General features: G+C 43.9%; 13 protein-coding genes. 4 read left to right on the top strand and 9 right to left on the bottom strand.

All coding sequences use genetic code 11. The features are described from left to right. Both BY457_RS19165 and BY457_RS16935 read right to left on the bottom strand, forming a co-directional pair. Nucleotides 1–209: hypothetical protein (locus BY457_RS19165; protein WP_219885177.1), on the bottom strand; the 209-nt coding region annotated here is incomplete at its 3' end. A gap of 215 nt (nucleotides 210–424) precedes the next feature. Further along, nucleotides 425–967, bottom strand: coding sequence for a toxin-antitoxin system YwqK family antitoxin (locus BY457_RS16935; protein ID WP_106154517.1), 543 nt, complete (start codon nucleotides 965–967; stop codon nucleotides 425–427). A 656-nt stretch (nucleotides 968–1,623) separates the two neighbouring features. Between BY457_RS16935 and BY457_RS19080 the strand changes: the two genes are divergently transcribed. The 4 genes from BY457_RS19080 (at nucleotide 1,624) to BY457_RS16950 (ending at nucleotide 8,336) form a co-directional block, all read left to right on the top strand. After that, on the top strand, nucleotides 1,624–1,761 hold the full coding sequence (locus BY457_RS19080) for a hypothetical protein (RefSeq protein WP_181256521.1): 138 nt from the start codon (nucleotides 1,624–1,626) through the stop codon (nucleotides 1,759–1,761). Next, nucleotides 1,758–2,165 carry a hypothetical protein gene (locus tag BY457_RS19085; RefSeq protein ID WP_181256522.1) on the top strand — a complete coding sequence of 136 codons (408 nt, stop codon included), beginning with the start codon at nucleotides 1,758–1,760 and terminating at the stop codon, nucleotides 2,163–2,165. Before BY457_RS19080 ends, BY457_RS19085 begins: the two co-directional genes overlap by 4 nt. 376 nt (nucleotides 2,166–2,541) lie before the next feature. Continuing rightward, nucleotides 2,542–6,906 carry a CusA/CzcA family heavy metal efflux RND transporter gene (locus BY457_RS16945; RefSeq protein WP_106154518.1) on the top strand — a complete coding sequence of 1,455 codons (4,365 nt, stop codon included), beginning with the start codon at nucleotides 2,542–2,544 and terminating at the stop codon, nucleotides 6,904–6,906. 41 nt (nucleotides 6,907–6,947) lie between these two features. Beyond that, nucleotides 6,948–8,336 carry an efflux RND transporter periplasmic adaptor subunit gene (locus BY457_RS16950; protein ID WP_258176780.1) on the top strand — a complete coding sequence of 463 codons (1,389 nt, stop codon included), beginning with the start codon at nucleotides 6,948–6,950 and terminating at the stop codon, nucleotides 8,334–8,336. 954 nt (nucleotides 8,337–9,290) lie between these two features. Here the strand turns inward: BY457_RS16950 and BY457_RS16955 are convergent. From BY457_RS16955 to crtD, 7 genes are all read right to left on the bottom strand, one after another. Further along, nucleotides 9,291–9,902: a fumarylacetoacetate hydrolase family protein gene (locus BY457_RS16955; protein ID WP_106154519.1), complete on the bottom strand. Its 612-nt coding sequence runs from the start codon at nucleotides 9,900–9,902 to the stop codon at nucleotides 9,291–9,293. A gap of 96 nt (nucleotides 9,903–9,998) precedes the next feature. Further along, complete coding sequence (locus BY457_RS16960) at nucleotides 9,999–10,772, bottom strand: 3'-5' exonuclease (protein ID WP_106154520.1); 774 nt, start codon at nucleotides 10,770–10,772, stop codon at nucleotides 9,999–10,001. 103 nt (nucleotides 10,773–10,875) lie between these two features. Then, the gene (locus BY457_RS16965) at nucleotides 10,876–11,631 is read right to left on the bottom strand and encodes a tetratricopeptide repeat protein (RefSeq protein ID WP_106154521.1); all 756 of its coding nucleotides are present in this window, start codon (nucleotides 11,629–11,631) and stop codon (nucleotides 10,876–10,878) included. Then, nucleotides 11,610–12,707, bottom strand: coding sequence for a glycosyltransferase (locus tag BY457_RS16970; protein ID WP_106154522.1), 1,098 nt, complete (start codon nucleotides 12,705–12,707; stop codon nucleotides 11,610–11,612). Before BY457_RS16970 ends, BY457_RS16965 begins: the two co-directional genes overlap by 22 nt. A 5-nt stretch (nucleotides 12,708–12,712) precedes the next feature. Beyond that, nucleotides 12,713–13,327, bottom strand: coding sequence for a lysophospholipid acyltransferase family protein (locus BY457_RS16975; protein ID WP_106154523.1), 615 nt, complete (start codon nucleotides 13,325–13,327; stop codon nucleotides 12,713–12,715). Nucleotides 13,328–13,348: 21 nt separating this feature from the next. Continuing rightward, nucleotides 13,349–14,008 carry a carotenoid biosynthesis protein gene (locus tag BY457_RS16980; RefSeq protein ID WP_106154524.1) on the bottom strand — a complete coding sequence of 220 codons (660 nt, stop codon included), beginning with the start codon at nucleotides 14,006–14,008 and terminating at the stop codon, nucleotides 13,349–13,351. Further along, complete coding sequence (gene crtD, locus BY457_RS16985; RefSeq protein ID WP_106154525.1) at nucleotides 13,984–15,477, bottom strand: 1-hydroxycarotenoid 3,4-desaturase CrtD; 1,494 nt, start codon at nucleotides 15,475–15,477, stop codon at nucleotides 13,984–13,986. The genes BY457_RS16980 and crtD overlap by 25 nt, the downstream gene beginning before the upstream one ends. Between the last annotated feature and the right edge of the window lie 120 nt (nucleotides 15,478–15,597).

The raw sequence follows: 15,597 nt of genomic DNA on the forward strand, positions 1-15,597 counted from the left end.
ATACAATCGTTATTGTCTTTTTTCTGTGTATATGGTTTTTCTTTACTATGGGCGCTAACGTCCCGGCTATATGCGCCTGGGCGTGGTTTCAGACCAGCTATGGATTTATCAGCTTGAAAGAATGGTTTTGGGAAATACAAGACCTTCAATATGCTGTGGATGCCACGGCTGGCGTATATAGCTTTGTTGCAGGCTGCCATATTTGTCATTCGATTAGATATTTATTGTGATAATCAATTTTTTAGCCGTTTGAACTTTATTTTATCCATCCGTGTATAGGAAAAATCCTATGGTTTCAATGAAATCTAGATTTTCAGAATGCTAAGGATTTTCGAAAAAACCCCTGCGGAATATTTAACAGTTCGGAATATTTAACAGTTCGGAAAAATGCAGTGCACTAAAAATCTGCTTTGTTACTCAATTCTTATTTTTCATAAATACCCTTTATCAGTTGGTCTTTTGGAGCTAGTTTTTCTATTACTTTATTCCCGTTTATATCATATGCAATAACTGGAATATTAAAATCATCTCCAATTATACATTCAATCTTCAATTGTCCATTTTTCCAATAATGCTGACATTTTCCGTAAGGAATACCGTTTCGAAATTCAACCTTGCTTTTTATGGTGTCATTTGAATAATATTTTATCCATAAACCAGTTTTTAGGCCATTTTTATATTGACCTGTGCAAGTAATGATTTCGCTTTTTTCGTCATATATTTTTTTGTCAAAGACAATGTAAACGATTTCTCCATCTTTTTCTGTTTTAAACGTATGATTTATTGATATTTGTGAGGGCAGGAGTTTGTATTCTACCCATTTTCCTTGTCTTTGTCCTAAGGAGTCAACTTTGTTTTTAGCTTGTATTTGAATTAATTCATTTAATTCACTATTTGATTGTGCCAATCCCAGATGATTAGATAATAGGACAAATAAAGAGACGAGAACAATAGTTAAGTTTTTCATAAATATTTATCAGTCTGGCTTAAAGTTTTTGAACTGTATTTTAAATTTGAATTGTTTTCTTTAGTTTTTCTTGGTTGCCTGCAACGTCCTTGTATCATCACTTTGGTGCTGTTATATCGCATTTGTCGCAATAAAAGGTGCACAATACATGCTAATAGAGGATGTATTGTGCACCTTTTTATGTTAATTGTTGATTTCTGCAAAATTCATTGTTGTTTCATCTTATTAAACATTACTCTTAGCAACATTCCAATAAGTGTTTGGGGAGGCGTTGTCCCAGGGACATATTGGAGAGGTAAGAGCTGGTTTTGTTCAAATATATTAAATATTTGGCGTCTTTTTGCTGGTTGTTCAAAAAAAATGAATGATTAAGGAATTGTTGATGAGATCTGTATGACACATGAATTGCAAATCATTCTCTTCCAAAGAGGATTCTTTATGTATTTAGTGCCCGTCTATAAAGTCGGAAAAAATGGTTATTCTATAAACTAAGTAAAGGTTGTTTTTTATTGTGGGTCTGGTCAGAAAGTGCCAGTTGCAAGGCTTGCGACCGCGTGCCGCCTAAAGCTTTAGCGGTGGCGCAAGCCGCCAAAAGCGGAGTTTACTTGGGTAAATGAGAATCTTGGCGGCAAGCATAACGACGCAAATGGTACTTTATGGACAGACACTATTTAGGTGTTGGGTTATTGCTATTGGAGGATGAGAAGCAAAAAGATCAGGAGGAAGAGTTTTTGTCTGATGAGTTTTTTAATATCTTTGCCGATAATGAGATAACCAACAACATCGTCGAATGAAGATAAACGGGAAAAATACAGGATTATTTCTGCTGTGGCTGGCCGGTCTGGTCATCTTTTCGCATGAAATTATTCCTCATCATCACCATTTTCATTCGGCTTATACTTCATCACATCTCGATCATCAGGGAGGATGTGGTCACGATCATGAAAATGACTCGTCTTCTGATTCAACAGAGAATCATTGTCATGCTTTTAATGATATTACGGTAGAGCGACAAACTGTTGTGAAAATTTCGCAACCACAAATCTATTCTTTTCCCGGGTTATTTGTGGCCCCATTTTATTTAACCGATGGACCAGTATCAGATGAAGGTGTCAATTATTACTGCAAAACAGAATCCTCTGATACAGATGATTTTATTCTTTTTCCGGTTTTTCGCCGCGGACCTCCATTGATTTAATACTTCTTTTATTTTATGGAATTGTGATGCGGTTGATTTTGCATGAAATTCTTAATGTAAAACGACCACTCAATTTTCTAAAAAAATCAAATTTTTCAGAAATATCTTGTATTTGATTGCTGGCTTTATAGCGGAAATCATGATGATTATTCGTTATTAACCTTCAGTAGCTGTAGTTTCCAACGGGTCATTGGAACAGGCATGGCAATGATTGCCTTGAGAGGATGGGCGTAAGTTTTTGCATATAGGTTTTGTTCGACCAAAATAATTGAATTCTATACAGATGAGGAATGCAGACAGCTACCTGTTCTGAATGTTGCTGAAGTGTCATAAAGACGTGCCTGACCGACAATACAAGTATTACAATTTAATTTCTATGATCAATAAAATAATTGCCTTTTCAATAAAGAATAAATTTATTGTGGGGCTTTTCATTCTGGCCTGGATTGGGTGGGGACTGTATGCGATGCTTCATTTACCACTCAATACGGTACCCGATCTTACCAACAACCAGGTGAAAGTCACCACTTATGCTCCCGATCTGGCAACCGAGGAGATTGAACGATTAATCACCTATCCTGTGGAACTGGAGATGGGGAATCTTCCCGGTTTAATTGAGATACGTTCCCGTTCGAAGTTTGGATTGTCCGATATCACCCTGGTTTTTGAGGACGACATGGGGATGTACAAGCCGAGGCAACTGGTATCCGAAAAGTTAAAAGGAATCTCGGGCAAATTGCCGGCAGGGGTTGGAGAGCCCTCCATGGGACCACTTACAAGTGGCCTGGGAGAAATTTATCAGTATGTGATCAGTGCCGAAGATGGTTATGAAGATCAATATTCAGCGACTGACCTGCGGGAGATTCAGGACTGGGTTGTGAAGAAGGAGCTGATTAATATTCCCGGTGTGGTGGGCGTCAATACTATGGGAGGTTACCTGAAACAGTATGAGGTTGCCGTAAATCCCGATCGTCTGCGTAGTTATGGAATTACCATTGTCGATGTTTTCGAGGCCCTGAAAAAGAACAATGCCAATACGGGCGGCAGTTATATCGAGAAAAACCGACGGGCTTACTTTATTCGCGGGGAAGGCTTAACTACTTCGCTGGACGACATTCGTTCAACGGTTATTCAACTTCATGGAGATACCCCGCTGCGCATTGGCGATGTGGCCGATGTGCAGTTTGGTCATGCTCCCCGTTTTGGGGCTTTTACCTACAATGGCAAAGGAGAAGCTGTCGGTGGTAAAATAATGATGTTGCGTGGAGAAAATCCCGCTGAGGTAATCGCCAATGTGAAAGAGCGACTGCCCCGCGTAGAGGAAGCATTGCCTGAAGGCGTTCAGATTGAGCCTTTTCTTGATCGCTCCACACTGATAAAAGATACCACTGCCACTGTAATTGAAAACCTGGTGCTTGGAGCATTGATTGTTATTTTTGTGTTGGTTTTTCTGATGGGAAACCTTCGCTCCGGGTTGATTACTGCTTCTGTTATTCCGCTCTCCCTGCTTTTTGCCCTTGGCGTGATGTACTCATTCAATTTGTCGGCCAACCTGATCAGTCTGGGAGCGGTTGATTTTGGAATCATTATAGATGGAGCGGTGATTATCGTAGAGTTTGTGGTCTTTCAGATTAGCAAACGGATGCGGCATTTGCAGCAATTGAGTGGAAGCGGATTGAAGCAGAAGATGAATGAGATTGCAGGATGGGCCTCGGGGCGAATGATGCGAACAGCCATTTTCGGGCAGTTGATTATTCTGATTGTGTTTGTTCCTATTCTGACGCTCACAGGGCAGGAAGGCAAGATGTTCCGGCCCATGGCCATTACTTTCGGAACGGCCCTGATTGGTGCCATGATATTGTGTCTGACTTATGTGCCCATGATGGCTGCCTGGATTTTGAGGCCCGAAAAGAGCAATAAACCCGGACTGGCTGATAAAATCATCGGAAGTACTCGACGTGGTTATCAGAGGATGCTGGGAATGGCTTTGCGATTCAGATATGCGGTCACTGGCGGTATTGTGGCACTTTTTGTGGTTGCTGTATTGCTCTTTAGCAGTTTGGGAGCTGTCTTTATTCCCCAGCTTGATGAGGGGGATTTTGCCATCCATCCTTTGCTGCAACCCGGCACTTCCCTTTCGGAAACCGTGGAGATTAATACCAAGCTGGAGAAAGTGCTGATGGAGAATTTCCCCGATGAGGTGGAGCAGGTGGCCACCAAGATTGGAACGGGCGAGATTCCAACCGATCCCATGTCGCTGGAAATGGCCAAAATGATCATCAATTTGTCGCCAAAAAATCAGTGGGTAAGGGCTGAAACCAAGGATGAACTGGAAGCCCTGATGAAGAAAGAGATGTCTGCCGAAGTGCCGGGCGTTAGTTTCTTTTTTGCCCAGCCCGTGGAGATGTTGTTCAATCACTTGCTGACCGGTTCTTCTGCCGATGTGCTGTTAAATATCTATGGTGAAAATCTGGATACTTTGTTTCATTATGGTAATGTGGCCCGCGCAATAATTGAGGATATTCCGGGTGCTGGAGACCTCAATGTGCAGAAAGTAATAGGCCTACCGCAGATGGTGGTACGCTACGACCGCGATCAGCTGGCGCGTTACGGATTGGATATTGAAACGGTCAACCGGACTATCCAGTCTGCTTACTCCGGAGCTAAAGCAGGGATCGTTTACGAGGGAGAGCGCCAGTTTTCGCAAGTGGTGCGATTGGCAGACGATTATCGCAACAATCCGGATGCCATTGGGGATTTATACCTGAAAAGACCCAACGGCGAGCAGGTGCGTTTGAGTGAAGTGGCTGATATCAGGATGCAGGCCGGGCCCGCCGCCATATCCCGTGAAGGAGTAAAGCGAAAACTGGAGGTGGATATCAATATTGATGGCCGGGATACGGAGTCTTTTGTGGAGGAGATTCAGCAAGAACTGGATAAGCGTCTGAACCTGCCTAAAGGTTACAATGTTTCATACGAGGGTGACTTTAAGAGTTTGCAGAGTGCCAAACAAAGGCTTTCCTGGGTGGTTCCGCTCGTTTTGGCATTCATTTTCGTGCTGCTTTATTTTACTTTTGGTTCCTCCCGTCAGGCGCTGTTGGTCTTTTCAGCAGTCCCGCTGGCGGCTATTGGTGGGGTTTTCTCTTTATGGCTTCGCGGAATGCCCTTCAGCATCTCTGCCGGAGTCGGGTTTATTGCCTTGTTTGGAATTGCGGTACTCAATGGAGTGGTGCTGATGAGTTTCTTCAATGAACTGAAAGCCGAAGGAATGAGCAATCCTTTTCGGAGAGTTTATCACGGTACCGATATGCGTCTGCGACCGGTAATTCTGACTGCGTTGACTGATGCGTTAGGATTTTTACCGATGGCCATATCCACCTCTTCGGGTGCCGAAGTGCAAAGGCCACTGGCCACAGTGGTGGTGGGAGGCTTGATTACAGCCACCTTGCTGACTTTGTTTCTTTTGCCGGTGATTTACACTTTTAAAGGACAAAAAATACGCGTGCCTTCGCTACTTGGCAATAATATTTCAAAAAATCGTAGCCGAATGAGACGTACTTTTTCAATTTTGCTGATTGCTTTGTTGTCACTTCCTGTGATGGGGCAACAAAACTCCACATTATCTTTGGATCAGGCGATACAAATGGCAATGGAAAACCATCCTGGTATTCATTCCGGACAATTGACGGTAGAAAAAAGCAGGGCAGAGAAATCTGCTGCCTTTGATTTACTGGATACTAAACTGGCCTTCGAAAACGAAAATGAGGGGAGTGGACGTAAAACCTGGTCGGTGGAGCAGGAATTTAACAATCCACTGGAATATGTGACCCGCGCGAAGCTGGCAAATAAAAGAACCGACCGTGCAAGGTCAGCATTATTACAGTTGCAGGCCGCATTGATCCGTGAGGTAAAAACAGCCTATAATGAAGTGCTTTTTGCCCGGGATAAACTCTCTTTGATGGAGCAACTCCGGGAGCAATTTTCAGATCTGAGCAAAGCCGGGGAATTGAAGTATCAAACCGGAGATATTTCTTATCTGGAAAGTGTTTCGGCACGCTCTAAATTCAAAGAGATCGTTCAGCAATTGGAAAAAGCACGGATGGCTTACCAAAACAGTCTGAATCGCTTGCAGGAGGTGGTCTTTTCGGAGGAACCGGTAATGGTTCGGGACTCTGTTTTGACGGAGTTTGATTTCGACTTGGAATCACTGGATACAATATCCTTTCGTCAACATCCGGGACTTGATGTTTCGCAGCGAAATACGTTTGTTGCCAAGGCTCAAAGTAAAATGCTGCAATCAGGTTCATGGCCCGATCCTTTTGTGCGTTTCAGTAAGACAGATGTGAACGGTGGGGATGGGTTCAATGCTTTTGAGGTAGGAGTGAAATTCCCCATTGACATCTGGGGCGAGAGCGGCAAAAACAAGAGTGCACGCCTTGAGGCTGAAATTGTTTCTGAAGAACATCGCGCCTATGAGCAATCGGTGGAGACAGGGTTCCTGAATTTGCGAAATGATCTGGAGAATCTGCGTAAGCAACTTCAATTCTTCCGGGAGAGTCGCCTAAAAGAGGCCGGTCTGATCGATAACAATGCCCGTCTTCAGTACGAGGCCGGAAATATTGATTATCTGCAATATGTGCAGTACTTCGATCAGGCAACAAATATAAGACTGGAGTATCTGGCAGTTCTCCGCGATTACAATAATGTAGTTGCCCGACTGGAGTACATGACCGGAGAATAGAGGTTATTAAGCGAAATGTAATGAACAAGAAATACAGAATCATGAAGATAAGAACATTAAATAAAATAGGTTTACTGCTGATGGCTGGAGTGATGGTGCTTTTACCTTCCTGCGGAGAATCAGCACATTCTGATCATAACAATAATTCCGCCCATAGTGCAGAAGCGCATGCTGAAGAAGAAGCGGATGTACACGAAGGTCACAATCATGAACCCGGAAGTGTTGAGGCTGTTAAGGAAGAATTGAATGAAAATCAGGTTTTGGTTACGTCTCAGCAAATGAAGAGTGTGAATATTACTACCGGACAACCGTCACTGGAAAAGGTTTCGGAAGTGGTTAAGGTTTTTGGAAATATTGCTTTACCACCGGCTTCCGAGGCTTCGGTAAGTCCGTTTATCGGAGGTGTAGTGACGGATATCCGTGTAATTGAGGGTGCTCAGGTGCAAAAGGGAGAGGTGCTGGCTTATATTGAGCATCCGGATGTGCTTGCCCTTCAGCAGGATTACCTGAAAGCTGTGAATCAGGACAAATATCTGGAGCAGGAATACAACAGGCAGAGTCGCTTGCTGCGTGACAGTGTTAATGCTGCCAGAACTTTTCAGCGCATAGAGGCGGATTATAATAATAACCGTGCGCAGTTGCAAAGTCTGAAACAGCGGCTCGAAATGCTCAATATTTCCGCTAAGGGAGTTAGCCCTGAGAATCTGACCAGTCGTTATCCTTTGTTCGCGCCTGTTTCAGGATATGTGAATGCCGTAATGGCAAATACCGGAGTGTTTGTGTCTGCTGAAAAAGAGGTTTTTCATGTGGCTGATTACCGCCAGGTGCATCTCGACCTGAAGGTCTATGAAAAAGATCTTCCTCTTATACAGGAAGGTCAGCAGTTGACTTTCAGACCGGCCAACAATTCAGGAGCCGGCGTCATGCGTGGAACCGTGCTGAAAAAATCTAAACGATTCGATCAGGAATCCCGGACTGCCCTGGTTCATGCTGAAATAACCGACCGGAATGATAATTTGCTACCTGGAATGGCTGTGGTGGCTTATATTCAGAATGGCGATGAAGCTGTATGGGCCTTGCCCGAAGAGGCTATTGTGGCTGCTGAAGGAAAACGTTTTGTCTTTCGGGTGGTGGAAGAACCACAGGAGGATGAACATGCTCATGAATCACATGTGGGGTATGAGCATGCCGAAGAGACTGGTCATGACCATGGTGAAACACACGATCATGAAGAAGAAGGACAGCATGCCGAATATGTGATCTTTGAGCGCATAGAAGTGATGACTGGTGTCTCGCAGGCAGGTATGACCGAGGTAGTGCTGGATGATGAACATTTGCAAAAAGCTTCATTTGCTGTGAATAATGCAGAAGCCTTAATGTCGGAGATGAAGAAGGGTGCGGCCGGAGGCCATCAGGGGCATAATCACTAGGGGCACAGCGCATGGAGCATGGGGCATGGCGAGCTAAAAGCAGACAAGATTAATGATGAAGCTCATTTAGGGGTAACAGAAAAATGTATTTGCAGGTGTCACCCCATCCGGGGCTTATATCGTCTATTTTGAACAATCTATCTACCAAACTGCCGCCCCATCCGGGGCTATCCCATTAAATCAGCAAGAATGGATGTGTTTTGTATTTTCAAGTTGTAAAGAAAGAGCTTGGAGATTTTCGTACTTCCCAATTTGTCTGTTCCAGCCCCGGCGGGGCGACAGTTTGGTAGCAATGGTGTTGCAATGCATGGAAAAGCCCCGGCAGGGGTGACACCTTGATGAAAAAGAAAATGGAGGACCTATTGTATAAGGACATTATATCTATTAAACAGCCACTCCATCCGGGGTTGTCCCATTTTACCAACAAAAATGGATGATTTTTACATTTCCCGATGGAAAGAAAGTGCTAAAATTTAGGTACTCCTCAATCTGTCTGTTCCAGCCCCGGCGGGGCGATAGTTTGGTAGCAATAGCGTTGCAATGAGTGGAAAAGCCCCGGCAGGGGTGACACCTTAATGAAAAAGAAAATGGAAGACCTATTGTATAAGGACATTATATCTATTAAACAGCCATTCCATCCGGGGTTGTCCCATTTTACCAACAAAAATGGATGATTTTTACATTTCCCGATGGGAAAAAAGTGCTGAAATTTAGGTACTCCTCAATCTGTTTGTTCCAGCCCCGGCGGGGCGACAGTTTGGTAGCAATGGTGTTGCAATGCATGGAAAAGCCCCGGTAGGGGTGACACCTTGATGAAAAATCTAATGGAAGGCTTATTATAAAAGGATACGATTAATCAATGAAAAAGCTGAAAGAAACCTGCTCAGCCGCATGGTACATGGAGCACAGGGCACAGAGCTTTTTTCTCTATGCTCTGTGCCCTATGCGCTCTGCCTATTTAACTTCAAAATCAAAGAAAGCTTTATCCTCAATAAAACCCTGAAGGCGGTCGCCAATTTTAACCGGACCAACGCCGGCGGGGGTTCCTGTGAAGATATAGTCACCGATTTTGAGGGTAAAGTATTTCGATAGATGGGCAATCAGCTGGTCGATGCTGAAAATCATATCGGCTGTGTTGCCTTTTTGGCGGGTTTCCTGATTGATGTCCAACCTGAAATTAAGGTTGCTCAAATCCGGAAACAGCTCTTTATTCACAAACTTTGAAATCACTGCAGAATGATCAAAGGCTTTGCTTTTTTCCCAGGGCAGGCCTTTTTTCTTTAGCTGATCCTGCAGATCTCGTGCAGTGAAATCAATACCCAGACCGATTTCCTCATAATACCGATGGGCAAATTTCTCTTCAATATTCTTTCCCAGTTTGTTGATGCGAACCACGATTTCCACCTCATGATGAAACTCGTTGGCAAAATCGGGCAGAAAAAACGGGTCGTTGTTGCGCAACAACGCCGTGTCAGGTTTTGAAAAAATAACCGGTTCGGCGGGAACAGGGTTGTTTAGTTCGGTGGCGTGATCTACGTAATTACGGCCTATGCAGAGTATTTTCATCCGTATAAAATTTGATAATTAAGGTCGAATGGAACTCGCATGTAAGAACTTAAACATATGCTCTTGAGGCAATCCTTGCCATGCTCGTTTCATTTATCATCCCTTTCCAAAAGCATTTCTCAACTTAATATTGGTCAGCACCTTCTTGGTAAATAATGGAAAATCACCATTCATCATCCATCCGTAGTAGCCGGGATCGGTATCCAGTACTTCGGTGACGGGCTTGCCTTTGTATTTTCCGAAGTTGAAAACTTCCACTCCTTTGTCGTTGAAGATGATACGTCCGGCAAAATCGGCATTTTTGTTGTGCGCTGAGAACTTGGAGAGCCATTCCATGTCGTTTTTCAGGTCGGAATAGCGATCCAGCTGGGCTTTCAGGACCTCGTAGGTGGCCCGGGTATCTGCTTCTGCGCTGTGGGCATCGTCCAGGTTTTTATCGCAGTAAAATTTGTAGGCAGCCTCAAGGGTGCGTTTTTCCATTTTGTGAAAAATGGTCTGTACGTCAATAAACTTGCGCCTGGTCATATCGAAATCTACTTCAGCCCGGATAAATTCCTCGGCCAGGAGTGGAATGTCGAATTTGTTGGAGTTGTATCCGGCAATATCGCAGCCTTCCATGAAAGTTGCCAGCTGCCGGCCCACTTCTTTGAAGGTGGGAGCATCCTTCACATCCTCGTCATAAATGCCATGAATGGCTGATGTTTTGGCGGGAATGGGCACTTCGGGGTTGATACGCATGGTTTTTACCTCTTCGTTGCCGTCAGTGTCTATTTTAAGGATCGAAATTTCTACTATGCGGTCGTTGGCAATGTTAATGCCGGTGGTTTCCAGATCGAAGAAAACGATTGGATTTTTTAAATTTAATTGCATGTGTTTTTTCTTATTTCATAAAAATGAGAAACAAAAATAGTCAATCGAGGCCTTTATACCTAAAAATAGGCGCCAAGTTTTTGGAGGCAGAATTGGGGAATAATCAAAAAGTTCCGTACTTCTCCACGAATTTTGGCCACACTTCTTCGTTGAACCATTTGAAATTAGGAGCTATGCGCTGGATTTTTTGATAAGTTTTGCGTGCTTCCTTTATATGTTCTGTTGACTGGTAGGAGTATCCAAGGGTGACCAGTGTATTAAGGTAAAACCAGTGCCTCTGATGATACCTGCTATCCGATATCATGAGTTCTACTGCATGTTTGTAATGATGGAGGGCGATCTCTTTGTCTCCTCCCAGCATGGAAGGCATGTAGTACATCTGGTTGCCTTTCTCTACCAGGTAATGTATGTTGGTGCTGTCGATTGAAGCAGCCGTCTTTAAAGTGGAAACACTTCTGGGGCCCAGAATGAGGGCTTTGTAACGCGCCAGTGCCATTTCAAATCCGTAAAAACCGCTTTTGAGCGCATGAGGCGCAGCATTGGTTGGATTCATTTCGATCAGCTCATCCAGAAATTTCCATCCTGTTTCCAGGTATTGTTCGGCTTCCTCTTCCTTGTCATTGCCCAGGCAATATCCAATATATCCATACCAGGCCAATACAACTTCAAAAAGTTGATTGTAATTGTCTGGGGTTCGTTCTGCTGCCATCTGCTCCATGGTGCTTTTCCATGGCTCCATATTGGTGGTGGTGTACCACTCAAAAAACAGGGAATCCCTGCTTTCAGCCCTTGATTCCTGAAAGCTGAATGCTAAGAGTATTGCTAAAATTGAGAGTATTATATGGTTCTTCCTTTCCATGTGGTTCTTTTTTGAATGACCTGCCGGGTGGCGTTGAAAAACAGGTGGATGAGCGTTATTTGTTGCAGGGGCATCAGAATCAGGTTTTTTAAGATCGATTGGCCGCTCGCTGCGGAGACAAAGATACGCATGGTCACCAATAACAGAAAATATGCCAAAAGCCAGTTGCCTGACAAGGTCAGCAAAACCGGGAGCCACCCCAGAGATGAAAACACCACGTACAACCAGCCTGCTCCGATGCTTCCGCCAAAAAAGAAACGGGCACTGCGTGACAATCCTGATAAGGCTTCTTCATAGTTCCGGTACATTCGACATTTGAGACCTTCAGGGGCCAGGGCTGTTCTGACTGTCAGGCCTTCCTGTTTGATATACTGTGCGATGGCAATATCCTCAACCGCCTGATGACGTTGGTTCTTATGAAAGTTCTGTTGGCGGTAACGCTCTGCTTCAAAAAGCATAAACTGGCCATTGGCAGCACTGAATATTTTCAGTGGGATGAATTGTGCAACAGCCAATGGGAGTACCGAGACGAGGATAATGTTGACTTGAGATACAAGCAGCCACTCTCCCAGGCTTCTCATTTCCTGACGCGGAAAGAAAGAGAATAAGGCCAGTTGATGACGTTTTAAATATGAAAGGGCTTGATCTATGGCTTCCTGGGTTGCTACAACATCGGCATCAAGAAAGAGAAAATAGCTCCCTTTAGCTTGTAGTGCCAATTGATGACAGGCATGGTTTTTCCCTTTCCAGCCTTCAGGTAGGGAACTGCCTTCAATTAATCGTATCCGGGAGTCATAATGGCTCCAGAGGTTGACTATACTGGAAGTTTCGTCTTCCGACAAATCATTGTAGATGAGGATTTCTCCAACGGTGTTGTCGCAATGGAGCAGGCTTTGCAGGAGCCGTGGCAGATTATGCGCTTCGTTGCGTGCCGGGACAAGAATAGAAATCTCCCCTTTTTGTTTGGGTGATGGCTGAGAGCGTGGAGCGCCTGTGACAAGGTTTAGCAACGATGTCAGCCATCGGATGGTAAGAATGGCAAAGGAGATGTATGCAATAATTCGTAGGACTTCCATTGTTGCTAAAGATCAGTGTTTTTGTTGTGATGATCAATGCATTCGTTCATGAAATCATTAAAAGCTTTTTCTGTTGGAATAGTGCCATCTGAATTCAGATTTTTGATGTAGAGCCACAAAGAAGGTTTTGGATTTCCGAAATAGTCGATGAGCGTGACTACCATTTTTACCGTGGGATTGGTCTTTTGTAGCAGGCGCTCCACGCCCGGTTCAAATTCCAAATAGCGTGTAGCCTGTGCCTGGAGCTTTCCTTGCGGATACATCAGCAATAGATTATTGGAACTGTTCTCAAGTATTTTTTTGGCGTAGATGAAAGAGGCGGGTGTGCTGGAATGGTTTCGGCGAATAGAAAATGCACCTCCCCGTGCCAGAAATCTTCGTTTTTCCAGTTCCTCTTCAAGCATCATTACATGAAATTTCTTTTTCCAAAGCTTGTTATTCAGGTAGTTGATGAAAAATCCGTCCCACCAGGAAAAATGGTTGTTGATAACCAATAGGGGAGAGTTATCTGCAGCGGTATCACCTTCAATGAATATTTTTTTGAATTTTAGACGAACCAGAAAATTGGTGAAGTGTCTAAAAAACCAGATATATACAGGATGGTGTGAAGCTTTTATCATAAAGTTGTTAAGATTTCGCGGTTAAAGGATGAGGTTGAGAAGAAAGAAAAATGCAATTTGTGCTGCAAGCAAACCCGGTGCCACCGGGTTTTTGTAATGGGTGCCGGCCAGCCGGAATACCCCCAGGAAAACGAAGGAGATGACGAACCAGGCCAGGTAGTTTTGATGGGGAACTGCATTGTTTCCCCAGCTCCACATATCCGTATCAATGGCCACTGGTTCCAGGAAAAGATCATATCCTACCATCAGGGAAGACCCTATACAGAGTTGACCTATGACGTGGGTGTTGATCTGTCGCACCAATTGCCATACAATGTAGATCAGCATCACCCAGTTAATGCCAATTAATACCGGGGTGTTCATGATTTTGGGGCCCAGTGTGGCTCCATATTGATATTCTCCAAAAACGACGCCGCTGTTTACTCCGATGGCCTCAATCAGGATACCTCCCAAAAACACAAATACGCTGGCACCCAGAAATCTAAAGTTCCAGGGCTGGTGAAACCAAAACAACAGGACGGTGGATAAGAGAATGGAAAACCCTGTGAGATTTGTGAACAAGTCCCTTGTCTGGGGTAAAGCAAATCCCGCAATTCCCACAGAGTAGTAGATGATCCAGAACTTATTGATCCTGGAGGGTACCAGGTGGGTTTGTGTTAGCTTTTTGATGGCTGACTCCATAATTTGTCTATTTCTTTTTTAACTATTTCTGAAGAGGCAAGGCAAAGTGGAATGCCTCCTCCGGGGTGCACACTTCCTCCTGTGAAAAACAAGTTCTTTATCTCCCTGGAACGATTTCGGTGACGAAGAAATGCCGACCACAAGGAGTTGGAATTGTTTCCGTACAATGCTCCCCGGTATGAGCCTGTTCGCTCTTCTATGGTGATGGGGGTGGCTTTTTCTTCGAAGAGCAGTTCTTTTTCAGGATCCACCTTCAGGGTTCGTTTAATTTTATTGATGATGTGAGAACGGGCCTCACTTACCGATACCTGCTGTCCGTTTTCGTTGGTGGGTGGAACATTAATCATTACAAACCAGTTCTCCATACCTTCGGGTGCATCTGATTTTACAGCTTTTGAGCTGATAAATATATAAACTGTGGGGTCGTTAAAAAGTTGCTGCTTTTCGAAGATGGCACTGAATTCATTTTTGTAATCGTTGGAAAAAAGAATGTTATGCACGTCCAACTGCGGATGGGAACTTTTCATCCCCCAATAAAAGATCAATGCAGAGGAGGAGAGGGCAGGTTTTCTGACCGCTCGCGGTTTTCTGAGTTGTTGGGCCTGATTCCTGTAAAAAGTATTGACATCCACGTCAGAGATCACTATGTCAGCACTTAAATGCTCCGAGGTGGTGATTACCTGACGGATGCTTCGCTTCTCTGTTTCTAGACCGATGACTTTGGATCGGAAACGAAATTCGACACCCAGCTGTAAAGCCTTTTGGTAGATGGCCTCTACAATACTGTAAATTCCTTTTTCCGGGAAGAAAGCCCCGTCGTTATGTTCCAGGTGTGAAATCATATTCAGCATGCTGGAAGCCTGGTAGGGCGATGATCCGTTGTAGGTGGCATAACGATCGAATAGTTGGATAACATGGGGACTACGAAAATACTTTCGGTTTTCTTCATGCATGGTGCGAACAGGATTCACTGCCAGGAGTGGCTGTAATTCCTTTGGCTGTTTTCTGAGGGCTGACTTAAAAAGACTGTTGATCGGGTTGAAAATGAACAGATCGGCTGCAGCCAGGTAGCGGTTTTGTGCCGTTTTCAAATATTTTAATATATGTTTTGCGGGTTCCCCTGTCTTTTCTTCTATCTCACTGGCAAATTCTAAAGGATCATCAGGTACATTTATGATGGTCCCATCCTCATAAAAATAGCGACATACATTATGGAGCTTTCTGAAGTTGAAAAGGTCGTGGTCTGGGGTATTGCTAATATTCAAAACATCTGTCACCAGATGTGGTAAGGTGAACAGGGACGGGCCTGTGTCGAAACGAAAACCATATTTTTGTATCTGCTGTATTTTTCCACCCGGAGTGTCATTTTTTTCCAGCACCAGCACTTCGTAATTGGCGGCGGCCATCCGAACAGCTGCTGCAAGCCCCCCAATTCCGGCTCCTATAATGATGCATTTTTTTTGTTTCATTTTTTTTGTTTAAAAATAAACAAAATAATTAGGTTGTATGTTTAAGCCTTGTGATCATTTTCCTTGAAATTAGATTTTTTGAAATTTTTTGAGTTTTAATAGTGTTTCTGTGATATTGAT

The organism is Marinilabilia salmonicolor (assembly GCF_003003035.1).
GTDB lineage: Bacteria > Bacteroidota > Bacteroidia > Bacteroidales > Marinilabiliaceae > Marinilabilia > Marinilabilia salmonicolor_A.